The organism is uncultured Microbacterium sp., from assembly GCF_963521695.1.
GTDB lineage: Bacteria > Actinomycetota > Actinomycetes > Actinomycetales > Microbacteriaceae > Microbacterium.
In genome coordinates, this window is sequence record NZ_CAUQWC010000006.1 from 1 (window position 1) to 12577 (window position 12577).

General features: G+C 68.8%; 13 protein-coding genes. 5 read left to right on the forward strand and 8 right to left on the reverse strand.

Annotated elements, in window-relative coordinates:
• Positions 1 to 296, forward strand: a 296-nt coding sequence (locus tag RWP81_RS00885; protein WP_314451368.1) for a winged helix-turn-helix domain-containing protein, incomplete at its 5' end; no start/stop codon positions are given.
• An 89-nt stretch (positions 297 to 385) separates the two neighbouring features.
• Here the strand turns inward: RWP81_RS00885 and RWP81_RS00890 are convergent.
• Positions 386 to 1855, reverse strand: coding sequence for a glycosyltransferase family 2 protein (locus tag RWP81_RS00890; protein ID WP_055959292.1), 1470 nt, complete (start codon positions 1853 to 1855; stop codon positions 386 to 388).
• 143 nt (positions 1856 to 1998) lie between these two features.
• Between RWP81_RS00890 and RWP81_RS00895 the strand changes: the two genes are divergently transcribed.
• Together RWP81_RS00895 and RWP81_RS00900 are read left to right on the forward strand one after the other, a co-directional pair.
• Positions 1999 to 3069: a hypothetical protein gene (locus RWP81_RS00895; protein WP_314451371.1), complete on the forward strand. Its 1071-nt coding sequence runs from the start codon at positions 1999 to 2001 to the stop codon at positions 3067 to 3069.
• Positions 3070 to 3154: 85 nt separating this feature from the next.
• The gene (locus tag RWP81_RS00900) at positions 3155 to 4822 is read left to right on the forward strand and encodes a PAS domain-containing sensor histidine kinase (protein WP_314451373.1); all 1668 of its coding nucleotides are present in this window, start codon (positions 3155 to 3157) and stop codon (positions 4820 to 4822) included.
• 39 nt (positions 4823 to 4861) lie between these two features.
• On the opposite strand, the gene RWP81_RS00905 is transcribed toward RWP81_RS00900, so the two are convergent.
• Positions 4862 to 5494: a hypothetical protein gene (locus tag RWP81_RS00905; RefSeq protein ID WP_314451375.1), complete on the reverse strand. Its 633-nt coding sequence runs from the start codon at positions 5492 to 5494 to the stop codon at positions 4862 to 4864.
• A gap of 76 nt (positions 5495 to 5570) precedes the next feature.
• Between RWP81_RS00905 and RWP81_RS00910 the strand changes: the two genes are divergently transcribed.
• Positions 5571 to 7337: a DUF4012 domain-containing protein gene (locus tag RWP81_RS00910; protein ID WP_314451377.1), complete on the forward strand. Its 1767-nt coding sequence runs from the start codon at positions 5571 to 5573 to the stop codon at positions 7335 to 7337.
• Positions 7338 to 7525: 188 nt separating this feature from the next.
• The gene (locus tag RWP81_RS00915) at positions 7526 to 8080 is read left to right on the forward strand and encodes a hypothetical protein (protein ID WP_314451378.1); all 555 of its coding nucleotides are present in this window, start codon (positions 7526 to 7528) and stop codon (positions 8078 to 8080) included.
• Between the two features lie 67 nt (positions 8081 to 8147).
• Here the strand turns inward: RWP81_RS00915 and RWP81_RS00920 are convergent, their stop codons facing one another.
• The 6 genes from RWP81_RS00920 to rpsM all read right to left on the reverse strand — a co-directional run bounded on the left by RWP81_RS00920 (position 8148) and on the right by rpsM (position 12457).
• On the reverse strand, positions 8148 to 8840 hold the full coding sequence (locus RWP81_RS00920; RefSeq protein WP_183418524.1) for an endonuclease/exonuclease/phosphatase family protein: 693 nt from the start codon (positions 8838 to 8840) through the stop codon (positions 8148 to 8150).
• Between the two features lie 67 nt (positions 8841 to 8907).
• Entirely contained in the window at positions 8908 to 9765 is an 858-nt protein-coding gene (truA, locus tag RWP81_RS00925) for a tRNA pseudouridine(38-40) synthase TruA (protein ID WP_314451382.1), read from the reverse strand.
• A 100-nt stretch (positions 9766 to 9865) separates the two neighbouring features.
• Positions 9866 to 10426 (reverse strand): 50S ribosomal protein L17, encoded by a 561-nt coding sequence (gene rplQ, locus RWP81_RS00930; protein ID WP_314451384.1) that lies wholly within the window; start codon positions 10424 to 10426, stop codon positions 9866 to 9868.
• Positions 10427 to 10469: 43 nt separating this feature from the next.
• Positions 10470 to 11459 carry a DNA-directed RNA polymerase subunit alpha gene (locus tag RWP81_RS00935; RefSeq protein WP_055959305.1) on the reverse strand — a complete coding sequence of 330 codons (990 nt, stop codon included), beginning with the start codon at positions 11457 to 11459 and terminating at the stop codon, positions 10470 to 10472.
• A 188-nt stretch (positions 11460 to 11647) separates the two neighbouring features.
• Entirely contained in the window at positions 11648 to 12046 is a 399-nt protein-coding gene (rpsK, locus tag RWP81_RS00940; RefSeq protein ID WP_013583990.1) for a 30S ribosomal protein S11, read from the reverse strand.
• Between the two features lie 36 nt (positions 12047 to 12082).
• The gene (rpsM, locus tag RWP81_RS00945) at positions 12083 to 12457 is read right to left on the reverse strand and encodes a 30S ribosomal protein S13 (protein WP_055959307.1); all 375 of its coding nucleotides are present in this window, start codon (positions 12455 to 12457) and stop codon (positions 12083 to 12085) included.
• Between the last annotated feature and the right edge of the window lie 120 nt (positions 12458 to 12577).

Genomic DNA, 12577 nt, shown 5'->3' on the forward strand with positions numbered 1-12577 from the left:
GGCGACTCGTGCGGCTCGCCGGTGACGAGCTCGATCTCACTCGCACCGAGTTCGACCTGCTCGCCACGCTGATGGAATCCAAGCGACGCGTTCGCAGCAAAGCGGACCTCACACTCGTTCTCCGCGGCGAGTCCTACGTCACCAGCTACTTCGTCGGCGACGCCGACAAGCGGGCGATCGAGGCGCACATGACGAACCTCCGCCGCAAACTCGGCGACACCCCGGCCAACCCGCGCTACATCGAGACCGTCCGGGGCGTCGGGTATCGCCTGACGTCGGAGCACTCCGCGTCCTGATGTCGCCGCACGAAACAGATGCCGCGCCCCCTCCCGGGGCCGCGGCATCCGCCCCTCCTCTCGTTCGGGCGATCGGAGGCGATCGTTCGTCAGACCTTGAAGCCGTGCTGGCGACGAACGAGCTTGGAGAACATCATCAGCGTCTGCAGCACGGTGACCACCCCGACGATCGGCCACCCGATCCACAGGATCGACGACTGGACGGTCGGCCCGACCAGCATCCAGATGACGGCCAGTGCGACGGCGGCGGCGACGAGGACGAGCAGCGGCACCCAGTGCCCCAGCCCCCCGCCGCGCTCCGCCTTCGCCTGCATCGCCCAGTTGTCCACCTTCTTGCGCGACAGGAAGCGAGACCACGAGCGCACGAAGTGACTGATGCGCACCCACATGAAGATCTCGGCGGGCAGGAACAGCACGGCGAAGAAGATGTCGGTGCGGTTGACGTTCTTCATGGTGCGCGCGATACGCAGGTTCAACAACATGGCCACCGCCGGCGGGATGAGCCACAGCGGCGAGAACGCGAAGGCATCGATCGACAGCGAACCGGCGAGCAGCGTCAGAAACGCCACTCGGACGAAGAGGTTGGTCAGCATGCCGAAGTTCTCGAACCACCGCAGGCGCAGGTTCGGGTGGAAGGGTTGACCCTTCGTGTCGCCCCGCTGACCGGGCCACATGAGCTCGATCGCCCCATAGGTCCACTTGACCTGCTGCGCGTCGTACGCCGAGAGGGTGGTCATGCCGCCCACGTCGGCGCGAGCGAACGGGCTGATCTTCGTGAGGTACCCGGCGCTCTTGATCTGCAGCGAGAGCAGCGAGTCCTCGACCTCGGAGTCCTTCACCCACGGAGTCGACTGATGGTTCTGCGCCATGGCCTCGCGCAGGGCGCTCGTGGAGAAGATCGAGAACTGCCCCCCGAGCACGGCCATGTTGCGCCCGCGCAGCATGTTCTGCAGGTTGAAGGCGGCGAACTGGGTCCGCTGTCCGGCGATGAGGAAGCGGGCCATCGCACCGGTGATGGGCTTGTCGTCGATCGTGTAGATCGCCGAGATGCCGCCGATGCGCGAATCCGAGACGGCCTCGCTCTCGAGGTACTCCACGGCCCGACTGTCGGCGACGGTGTCGCCGTCGACGCCCAGCAGGTAGTCGTATCCCTCGACGAGGGCGTAGCCGTAGTTGAGCGCCCCGACCTTCTTGTCGGGGTTCTTTCCGATGTCGTGCACGAACACCTCGGTGAACTGCTCTCCGAGATCGGTGCGCAGCTCATGGGGACCGCTGTAGGCGGAGGCGATCTTGACCGTCGCATCCGAGGTGTTGTTGACGACGACGTGGATGACATCCGGCACGCGGGTCTGCGCGAGAAGCGCCTCGATGACGCCCGCGATCGACTCCTCCTCGTTGTAGGCGGGGATCACGCACCCGATCGTCGAGCGGTGCACGTTGGTGTCTTCGAGAACCGACGCGAACTCGTCGGCGAGAGTCTCGTCGTGAACCGGCGTCTGCTCGAGCTCGTGCACGCGAAGCGTGCGCGAGCGGGGTGTGAACTCTCGCACATCGGTCATGACGGGGCCTTCCTCTCAGCGGGTGACCTGTTGGCCGGTACCGACTCTGGGCCACCCGCCGCAACGCCCCGTCTGCGCCGGGGCCCGGCCTCCGCAAGATTCGCGCAAGATTCGCCGGTCCGTCTTCGAGGAGCGAGCGTCGCATGATCGTCCTTGCGCTCGTGTCGACAATCGCGGCTGCCGTCTTCGCCCTCACCGTCCTGCTCCTCGCCCACGGACGGCGCGACGACGATCGCGGCGGGGCCCGCGCCGAGATGGTGCGGTACTTCGGGATGTCGGCGCTCGCCGCCCTGCTGTGCGGGGCGATGAACGTCCTCGAGGCGGCGGGCGCCGGGACCGCAGCCGCCGCGGGCGGAAACGCCACCAACGTGATGGCTGCCGGTCTGCTGTGGGCGGGTGCGCGTCGCCTCAATCTCCGCCGCACCGTCGGCGCGATCGGTGTCGTCGCGACCGGGATCTTCCTCCTGGGACTGACCTTCGTCGTCTCCCTCGAGGACGCGACCGTGCTCAAAACCGCCGGGCTCGCCGTTTTCGCCCTGCTCGGCGCGGTGGAGTGCGCGCATCGTCCGCTGGGCGACCTGCGCGGAACACGGGTGCTGACGTGGACCCTCGGCGTCTTCGCGGCCTACAACGTCGTACGACTCGCGGTGGTCGCGGCGGTCGGCACCGCCCCTCTGGTGGAGCCGGGGCCCCTCTCCGCCGAGGCGACCGCCATCGTGAGTGCGGTCGCCATCGCCTTCGTCACCGTGGGCGCGGTTCGCCTCGGCCGCCAACTCGACGACCGACCGTCACCCGGCACGCGCGCCCACGACCGTGGAGCCCTCCGGCGCGAGGCCGCGCGTCTGATCGCGGCGCACGGTCGCCTGCGGGTCACGGTGGTGCACGTGCCCGAGCTCGACCTCATCCGGACCGCACACAGCATCGACCGCGGGCGCGAGATGCTGAGAGCAGCGGCTGATGCGGTGGATGACGCGCTACCCGATGGAGCGGCAGGCATTCCCGTGCGCGACACCGTGTTCGCCGTCTCCTCGGCGAAGACGGCCACCGATGAGACGGAAGACGCCATTCGTCGCGCGTGGGCCCGGCGCATGGACCTCCTCGGCTCCGACGACGTTCCCGACCTTTCCTTCCGGTACTCCCTGGTCTCGACGGTCGACGGTCTGTCCGCGCTCATGAAGCGCCGCCTCCCGCGTCCGCGCTCCGGCACGCTCTGATGAAGAGATGAGCCCACGTTCACGGGGGACGGGACCCGATCGAGCGAACGCCGCAGCCCCCCTCGGCGTCGATAAACTCGCAGGCATGGCATCGCCGAGGAGCGTCCCGTCTGCGGTGCTCCCGGACGCCGCGGGCGATGACGACGCAGCCGGCCCCGGCGGGCGCACGCGGTCCGTGTGGCTCCTGCAGCTCCTGCTCGGTGCGAGCGTCATGATCACCGTCCTGCTGGTCCAGATGATCGAACCGACACTGTTCTCCTACTGGCCGTTCTCGGCCGGCGTCGGCGTCGTGATCGCCCTGACGGCCGTCGCCATCGTCGTACCCTGGCATCGGGTCCCCCGCGCTGCCGTCTCCCTCATCCCGTTCGGTGACATCATCGCCATCGGACTCATGAGCGTCGGCACTGATCTCCGCTTCGGGTTCTTCTGGGTGTTCCCCATCATGTGGATCGCCACGCACTTCACGCTCGTCCCCCTCGTCTCCGCGCTCGGTGCGGTCACGGTCGTCATCCTCGTCGACGTGACGCTCAACGCGGCAGGGCCGTCCTCCGCGCTCCGGCTGCTCGTCGTCCTGCTGTCGCTGACATTCATCGCGATCACCGCGTACCTGTCCGCCCGACAGACCCGCGCGTTCAAGCAGCTGCTCCGGCGTCAAGCGAGCCGGTTGCAGGGCACGCTGCAGCGCGTCTCCGGCCAGGAGCGTCGCGTATCGCAGATGCTCAACGGTCTCGATACCGGAATCGCACGGCTCTCCGCGCACGGCGAGGTCCTGGCCCTCAACGACACCTATGTCTCCCTCTACGGTGTCGAACGCGACGAACCGCAACGCCCGGGTGGTGCAGTGGAGTACGCGGCACTGCGCGGCCAGCCCTTACCCGACGACGAGCGTCCCTTCGCCCGCGCGGCGCGCGGTGAGCAGCTCGACGATGAGAGGGTATGGCTGTTCGACACCCGCGGCGAGTGGCACGCGTTATCCGTGTCAACGCGACGACTGGTCTCTTTCGACGAGCCGGAGGGGACGCTGCTCATCGTCCACGACGTGACCGCGCTCATCGAGTCCGAGCGAGCCCGCGAGCGGCTGGCGGCCACGGTGTCGCACGAGCTGCGAAACCCGCTCACCGCCATCGTCGGACACGCCGATCTCGCCCTCGACGACCCCACCCTTTCGCCGAAGGTGCGCGAGCAGCTCGAGGTCATCGCCGGTGCTGGGGAGCGCATGCAGAAGCTCATCTCGGAGATTCTCGCGTCCTCCCGCGGGGTGTTCCGCGAGATGGCGGCACCTACCTCCGCTGACGCGAGTCGGATCATCGCGTCTTCGCTGGAGTCGTTCCGTCCCGCAGCCGCTGCGCGCGGCGTCAGCGTTCTCGACGAACTCCCCCCGACCGCTGACGTGGCGTGCGATGGCTTCCGCCTCCGCCAGGCCTTCGACAACATCCTGAGCAACGCGATCAAGTACACGCCATCCGGCGGCACGATACGCATCTCCGGCGAGGTGAGCCCCGACGACGTCATCCTGCGCTTCGCCGATTCCGGCATCGGCATCGGTTCCGACGACCTCCCGCGCGTGTTCGATCCGTATTTCCGCGCGAGGTCGGCGCGGGAGAGCGCCACACCGGGTACCGGCTTGGGCATGGGGATCATCCGCACCATCGTGGAGGATCAGGGCGGATCGCTCTTCCTCGAGAGCGAACTCGGCGTCGGCACCACCGTGACCGTCATCCTGCCCGCGCTCTCAGAGGACCACCCCTCCTGAACACGCGGTCGCACCGAGCGAGGCTGCCGCCTGCGACGGCTACCCGCCGGACACCGCTCCGCCCCCGGCGATCGCCACGGTGAGCGAGTCGCTCGCGGTCTGCTTCGCGAATTCGTCCGAGGTCGGCGTGGTCTGAACGAGGTACTCGAAGGTGAAGCGCAGGGTGACAAAGGTTGCATCGGATGGAACCTCGCCCACGGTGAAGGTCTGCGAGTAGCTGTAGGGCGAAAGCACCAGATAGCCGGGAGCGTCCGTCTGGTCGACCTGCGGCGTCAAGGGCGATAGAGACTCCGAGGAGTTGCCGGGAACGGCCGTCATGGTCGCGCGCTGCAGATAGACCTTCTGGCCGTCGTCGGGCGTCACCGTCGTCACCATCGACAGGTTCACGGGCTTCAGCTCCGTCGGCGTCCAGCGATCCATCGACAGCGTGGACCAGTAATCGACCTGCGCCGTCACGGCACCGGCGGTCAAGGTGCGCTGGGTGGAACCGCTCGACAGATCGTTGGGAACGGGCTGCGGGGCGACGGAGGCGGTCGGCGCAGCCGAGGCGGCGGAAGGTTCCCCCGCACCCTGCGCCCAGGGCGGGGCGCCGCACCCGGTCATCACCGTCACGCACGCCGCGGCGAGCGCCACCGCTGTGATCGCCCTGACACGTCCCGCTGTCCGCTCCATAGCTTCTCCCCCGAGTAGATCCCTTCAGCCTAGAGGTGCCGCCGGCCGCCCCCCACGATCCGCCTAGGGTGATCGCGTGATCGCCGAACCCCGCCCCCGATCCTCGTCTCGTGCGCGCCGCGCCTTCGCCGGCACGGTCTGTCTCATCGCCCTCGCGGGGATCGCGTTCACCGCGTGGATCGGTGTGCGAGCCGCTCTCGCGCAAACGCACCTGCTGCAGGCACAGGCGGCGGTGTCGGACGCGACGAGCGCCCTCGACGATCCCGCGGCCGCGACGACCGTCTTCGCGTCCATCGGCGACGACACGTCCGCGGCACGCGAACTGACCGGCGACCCCGTCTGGCGGCTCGCGGAGGCGCTGCCGTGGATCGGACCGCAGCTGTCGGCCGTCTCCGACACCGCGAGCGCGATCGACAGCGCCGTCGGCGCCCTCGAGCCGCTGGCCGATGCGTCCGCCGGGCTGTCGTTCGAGGTGATCCGATCCGTCGACGGCACCGTCGATGTCGCATCGATCGCCGCCATCGCCCCCGCCGCCACCGCTGCCGCATCCACGCTCAGGGAGTCCGCCGACCGGCTGTCCGCCATCGACCGGGGCCCGCTGATCGGGCGCGTGGCGGAGGGGGTATCGAAGGCGGGCGAGCTCCTCGACACGGCGGCCGACGGGACCGACGCGCTCCAGCGAGCCGCCCGACTCCTGCCGGCGATGCTCGGCGCCGACGGTGCTCGGTCGACGCTCGTGCTGTTCCAGAACAACGCCGAGTGGCGCTCGCTCGGCGGTGTCGTCGGCGCGGTCGCCCAGCTCGACACCCTCGACGGCCGGATGACGCTGGCAGCCCAGGCGTCCTCCGCCGACTTCGGCGATCTGGGCGCGGCGCCGGTGGCCGGTCTCGCGGCCGATGTGCAGAGCATCTACGACACCCGTCCCGCCCGATACCTGCAGAACACCACGCAGGTGCCCGACTTCGCCGTCGGCGCACCCCTCGCGCGGGAGATGTGGCGCCGCGTGCACGGCACGACCGTCGACGCCGTGGTCGCCCTGGATCCCGTGACCCTGTCGTATCTGCTGCGCGCGACGGGCCCCGTGCGTCTGGCGTCCGGCGATGACCTGACCGCCGACAACGCCGTCCGCCTCCTTCTCGACGAGACCTATCGCCGCTACTCCGACCCGCGCGACCAGGACGCCTTCTTCCAGGGCGCGGCGGCGGCGGTCTTCCAGGCCCTCGCCGAAGGTCGTGTGGATCCCCGGGCCCTGGTGGATGCCGTCGGCCAGGCTGGACGCGAGCGGCGGTTGCTCGTCTGGAACGCGGACGCCGTGGAGCAAGCCGTGCTCGAGGGGTCGACCCTGCAGGGCGCCCTCCCCGTCTCCGACGGTACGCGCAGCACCTTCGGCGTCTACCTGAACGACGGCACGGGCTCCAAGATGGACTACTACCTCCATCCCCTCGTCGAGACGGCGTGGTGCGGCGCCGACGTGGCTTCGGTACACGTCGAGCTGCGCAGCGACGCCCCCGACCCCGCCTCGCTCCCGGCATACGTGACCGGGGGCGGCGAGTACGGCGTGCCCGTCGGCGATGCCCTCACCGGGGTCTACGTCTACCTCCCGCCCGGTGCGGAACTCCTCGAGCGTCGAACGACCGGCGAAGACGACGCGGCGGGGTTCGCCGGCGGGGTGCACGACGGCCGCGAGGTGGTGAAGTGGTCCGTGCGCGTGGCCCCCGGCGAGTCCGCGCGGCTCGACCTCCTCGTGCGGCTGACAGCCACCCCCGAATTGGATGCCGTGGCCACACCCACCCGTGACGGCGCCGAGCTCCCCCGCGGCGGGGAGTGCCGCTTCCCGGGGTGACTGCACACGGACATGCTCCGCGATGGGGTGAACTCCACGGCATCACCGCGTGAAACCAGCTCCTACCGTGCGAGTCGCCCACTCCTCCTCCACAAGACTCTCCGCTAGAAGCCATTCGGACTGCGGCAGGCGGACCTCGCCCCGTATCCCCGTGCCGGCTCGACTTCGCCAAGCAGATGGGGCACACCATGAAGACCAAGATCGTCCGGGCCGTCGTTGCGCTCTCGCTCGCCGCGGCCGCGCTGATGGCCCCCACGGCCGCCAACGCCTACACCGACCCCGCCGTCATCAGCGTCTCACCGTCGGTGGCCGCCCCCGGCGGCGTTGCAACGTTCACCACCGACCGCGCGGCCTACCAGGGCGACGAAGAGATCATCGTCTCCGTCACCGGTGGCGCGGCGAAGAGCATCACGCTCGCCTCGGTCGCGACCGAGACCAACGACTCCCTGCGTTCGCGTGCGGTCAACGGCTACCTCAAGACGCCGGTGCGCTTCCCGGGCAACGCCAAGGGCGTCTACTACTTCACCTTCACCGGCGCCACGAGCGGTCTCGTGCTGCACTCGAGTGTGACCGTCACCCCGGCGGGCTCGAGCACGTCGCCCGCGAAGGGCGGCCTGGCCGTGACCGGTTTCGACGCCGACAACACCGCCGGTCTCTGGATCGCAGGCGGAGCGCTCGTCCTCGCGGGCGGCGCGGTGGCGGTCGGCACCGTCGTCCGTCGTCGTCGTAGCGCGCAATCCTGACCCATCGCAGAAATGCGTGAGGGGGTCGTCTTCGGACGACCCCCTCTTCGTATTTTCGCCTGCCGAATCAGCCCAGACCCCCACCGCGGGATGCCGTGACCTCGGCCGTGATGAGGATCGGCAGATGGTCGCTGAGGCCCTGCGGCAGGGTCGTGATGTGGGCGATGTCGAATCCGACCGAGGTCGCGAAGTCGTAGTGCCCGCGGAAGAAGCGGTAGCGGGTGTACGTGCGCGCGTCGCTCAGGGTCAACTCGTAGCCCTGGTCACGGACCTTCTGTCCCAGATTCTCCTTGAAGACCGGGTAGTTGTAGTCCCCCACCATCAGCGCGGGAAGACCGGGCCCGAGGTTCTGGAGCTCGGTGAGCGCCGTGCGGATCTGGTGTCGCCGCAGGGAGTTCAGGGCTGTCAGTGGCGCGGCGTGAAAGGAGGCCACAATCACGTCGCGCCCCGTGTCGATGTCACGCAGCCGAACCCCCAGCATCCGCTCTTCTGCGGGCTTCAGCACGTAGTCGTGCAGGGACTTCTTCAACGAGATCGCCCGCACCTCCTCGGCGCGGAACGTGTTCTCCCGGTAATACACGGCGAGACCGAGGCGGTTGCGCTGAGTGGCCTCGGCGAGGCGCAATCCTCCGACCTGTTCGGGAATGTCGTTCGTGTCGCACTCCTGCAGGCACAGCACGTCCACCCCGTGCGTCTCGAGGAGCGCGGTCAGCTCACCGGCGGCACGGTGCTTGTTGAGGTTGTAGGAAATGACCTTCATGGCGATGTCAGCATACGTCCGCGTGCGCAGCGCCTCCCGAGGGGTTGCATCGGCGCCGGGAGGGGAATCAGGATGCCGGGTCGTCGGCATCCCGCCGTCTGCGTGTCTGTTCGGCGCGCGTCGCCAGCAACTCGTCCGCCGGATAGCCGACCTCCGCGAGTACGAGCCCCCGCGCGGCCAGCACCTTCGTCTCGGGAATGCGCATACGCGCGTCGCGGATGGCCACGACGTCGTCGACCTCGATACGCCCCTCCCCCACGGCGACGCACGCCCCCACGAGGGCGCGCACCATGCTGTGACAGAACGCGTCCGCCCGGACGTTCGCCACTAGGACACCGTCGTCACCGCGCCGCCAGTCGTACTCGAGCAGAGTGCGGATGGTCGTCGCCTCTTCGCGCGCCTTGCAGTATGCGGCGAAGTCGTGCAGCCCGATCAGACGCGAGGCGGCGGCATCCATCGCCTCCAGGTCGAGGGCGCTGCGCACAGTGGTCGTACGCAGGCGGTCGAGCGGGTCGTAGCCCGCGTTCGCATCCGCCAGTCGGTACGCGTACCGCCGCCACACGGCGGAGAACCGCGCGTCGAATCCCTCCGGGGCTCGCGACGCGCGCAGGACCGAGACGTCGGAATAGTGGCCCAGGACGCCGCGTACACGGCCCGCGAGGGAGGCGATGGCGTCGGCCTCGTCGTTGTCGCGGCGCCGTCGCGGCAAGCGCGCGATCTGCTCCTCGTCGAGATCCAGGTGTGCGACCTGGCCCGACGCGTGCACGCCGGCATCGGTGCGGCCCGCCACGACCAGCCGCGAGGCGCCGCCGACGATACGCGCGAAGGCCGACTCGAGTTCGCCCTGCACCGTGCGCAGCCCCGGTTGCCGGGCCCACCCGCGGAAGTGTGTGCCGTCATAGGCGATGTCGAGGCGGATACGCACCCCACCAGCCTACGAGCACCGGACCGTGGCCGCGGAGCCCCGGCAACGACGATGCCCCCACCCGAATCGGGGTGGGGGCATCGTGCGCGCTGAGAGAGGCTCAGGCCTTGGTGTCGCCTTCGACGGCGTCCGCGGCGGCAGCCTCTGCGGCCGCTCCCTCTTCGGGCGACTCGGCGCCGGCGTCGGCGGCCTCGTCAGTGGTGCTCTCCGCGGCGGGAGCCTCGTCGGCGACGGGCTCCTCGGCAGCCGGTGCGGCAGCAGCGGCGGGAGCCGCTGCGGCCTTGTTCGACGCCTTCTTCGCGACGGGCTCGAGAACGAGCTCGATCACGGCCATGGGGGCGTTGTCGCCCTTGCGGTTTCCGACCTTGGTGATGCGGGTGTATCCACCGTCACGCTCGGCCACCAGGGGCGCGATCTCAGTGAACAGTGTGTGCACGACGTCCTTGTCGCCGATCACGCCGAGCACGCGACGACGCGCGTGCAGGTCGCCGCGCTTGGCGAAGGTGATCAGGCGCTCGGCGAGCGGACGCAGGCGCTTCGCCTTGGTCTCGGTCGTCTTGATGGACTTGTGCGTGTACAGCGCTGCGGCCAGGTTGGCGAGAAGCAGACGCTCGTGGGCCGGGCCGCCTCCGAGGCGGGGACCCTTCGTGGGCTTAGGCATGTCGTGTTACTCCAGTGAGAGGTTCGGTCGGGTCCGACCGGGGTCAGACGGTCTCTTCGTCGTAGCCGCTGTAGAACTGGGCGCCGTCGAAGCCGGGCACCGAGTCCTTGAGCGACAGGCCGAGGGAGGTGAGCTTGTCGCGCACCTCGTCGACCGACTTCTGACCGAAGTTGCGGATGTTCATCAGCTGCGTCTCGGAAAGGGCCACCAACTCCGAGACGGTGTTGATGCCCTCGCGCTTGAGGCAGTTGTACGAGCGGACCGAGAGATCGAGGTCTTCGATCGGCATCGACAGCTCGTTCGAGAGGACGGTCTCGACCGGCGCGGGGCCGATCTCGATGCCCTCGGCCTCGACGTTCAGCTCTCGAGCGAGACCGAACAGCTCGGTGAGGGTGCGTCCGGCCGAGGCGACGGCGTCGCGCGGGGCGATGGATGCCTTCGACTCGACGTCGAGGACGAGCTTGTCGAAGTCGGTACGCTCACCGGCGCGGGTGGCGTCGACGCGGTAGCTGACCTTGAGCACGGGCGAGTAGATCGAGTCGATCGGGATCTGACCGGCCTCGGCGTACTCGTTGCGGTTCTGCGTCGCCGAGACGTAACCACGGCCACGCTCGATGGTGAGCTCGAGCTCGAACTTCGCGGTGTCGTTGAGCGTCGCGATGACCAACTCGGGGTTGTGCACCTCGACACCCGCGGGAGCGGAGATGTCGGCGGCGGTGACCTCACCGGAGCCGGTCTTGCGCAGGTACGCCGTGATGGGCTCGTCGCGCTCGCTCGAGACGACCAGCTGCTTGATGTTCAGGATGATCTCGGTGACGTCTTCCTTCACGCCCGGGATGGTGCTGAACTCGTGCAGCACGCCGTCGATGCGGATGCTCGTGACGGCCGCGCCGGGGATCGACGACAGGAGGCTGCGACGCAGCGCGTTGCCGATCGTGTAACCGAAGCCGGGCTCCAGCGGCTCGATGACGAAACGGCTGCGGAACTCCCCGATCTTCTCCTCGGTCAGAGTGGGACGCTGTGCGATGAGCACTATGTGTTCCTTTCGATCACGTGCCCGCTATATGACACGTGTAATGGGGTGAGGTGTTGAGTTGTACTCGCGGGATGCCGCGTCACGCGGGCGAAGCGCCGAGGGCGAGCCGTGGCATCCGGAAGTCTGTTTCGCGCGGGAGCGCGGCGTTCCCGGGGAGCGACGAACACTCCCCGGGAACGATCGCGTCAGACGCGGCGGCGCTTGGGCGGACGGCAGCCGTTGTGGGCCTGCGGCGTCACGTCCTGGATGGAGCCGACCTCGAGGCCGGCGGCCGTGAGCGAACGGATCGCGGTCTCACGACCCGAACCCGGTCCCTTCACGAAGACGTCGACCTTCTTCACACCGTGCTCCTGCGCCTGGCGAGCGGCCGACTCGGCGGCCATGCCGGCGGCGTACGGCGTCGACTTGCGCGAGCCCTTGAACCCGACACCGCCGGACGAAGCCCAGCTGATGACGGCACCCGAGGGGTCGGTGATCGAAACGATGGTGTTGTTGAACGTCGACTTGATGTGGGCCTGGCCCACGGCGATGTTCTTCTTCTCTTTGCGGCGCGGCTTGCGCGCGGCGGACTTGGCCTGTGCCATGTGCGTTCTCCTGAATCCTGACGCTCAGCCCGCGGCTTAGCGCGCCTTCTTCTTGCCGGCGACGGTGCGCTTGGGACCCTTGCGGGTACGCGCGTTCGTCTTCGTGCGCTGACCGCGCACCGGGAGGCCGCGACGGTGGCGGATGCCCTCGTAGGAACCGATCTCGACCTTGCGGCGGATGTCGGCGGCGACCTCGCGACGGAGGTCACCCTCCACCTTGTAGGTGCCTTCGATGTGGTCGCGCAGGGCGACCAACTGGTCGTCGGTGAGATCCTTCACGCGGATGTCGTGATCGATATCCGTTGCCGCGAGGATCTCGACGGAGCGGGTGCGACCCACGCCGTAGATGTAAGTAAGTGCGATCACCACGCGCTTGTCGCGCGGGATGTCGACGCCGGCGAGACGTGCCATGCGGCTCTCCTCAGAGTGTCGTGGAGGTGTGGAGCAGGATCGGTGCTCGGGCCTCCGCCCCGAGGTGTCCCCGCCATGCGATCGCTGAGCCTGTCGGAGCGCCCGGACGATGACGGATCT

Excerpts from the sequence above, each read along its gene's own strand:
- RWP81_RS00890 (WP_055959292.1), bottom strand. The coding sequence starts at position 1,855 with ATGACCGATGTGCGAGAGTTCACACCCCGCTCGCGCACGCTTCGCGTG.
- RWP81_RS00895 (WP_314451371.1), top strand. The coding sequence starts at position 1,999 with ATGATCGTCCTTGCGCTCGTGTCGACAATCGCGGCTGCCGTCTTCGCC.
- RWP81_RS00900 (WP_314451373.1), top strand. The coding sequence starts at position 3,155 with ATGGCATCGCCGAGGAGCGTCCCGTCTGCGGTGCTCCCGGACGCCGCG.
- RWP81_RS00905 (WP_314451375.1), bottom strand. The coding sequence starts at position 5,494 with ATGGAGCGGACAGCGGGACGTGTCAGGGCGATCACAGCGGTGGCGCTC.
- RWP81_RS00915 (WP_314451378.1), top strand. The coding sequence starts at position 7,526 with ATGAAGACCAAGATCGTCCGGGCCGTCGTTGCGCTCTCGCTCGCCGCG.
- RWP81_RS00920 (WP_183418524.1), bottom strand. The coding sequence starts at position 8,840 with ATGAAGGTCATTTCCTACAACCTCAACAAGCACCGTGCCGCCGGTGAG.
- rplQ (WP_314451384.1), bottom strand. The coding sequence starts at position 10,426 with ATGCCTAAGCCCACGAAGGGTCCCCGCCTCGGAGGCGGCCCGGCCCAC.
- rpsK (WP_013583990.1), bottom strand. The coding sequence starts at position 12,046 with ATGGCACAGGCCAAGTCCGCCGCGCGCAAGCCGCGCCGCAAAGAGAAG.
- rpsM (WP_055959307.1), bottom strand. The coding sequence starts at position 12,457 with ATGGCACGTCTCGCCGGCGTCGACATCCCGCGCGACAAGCGCGTGGTG.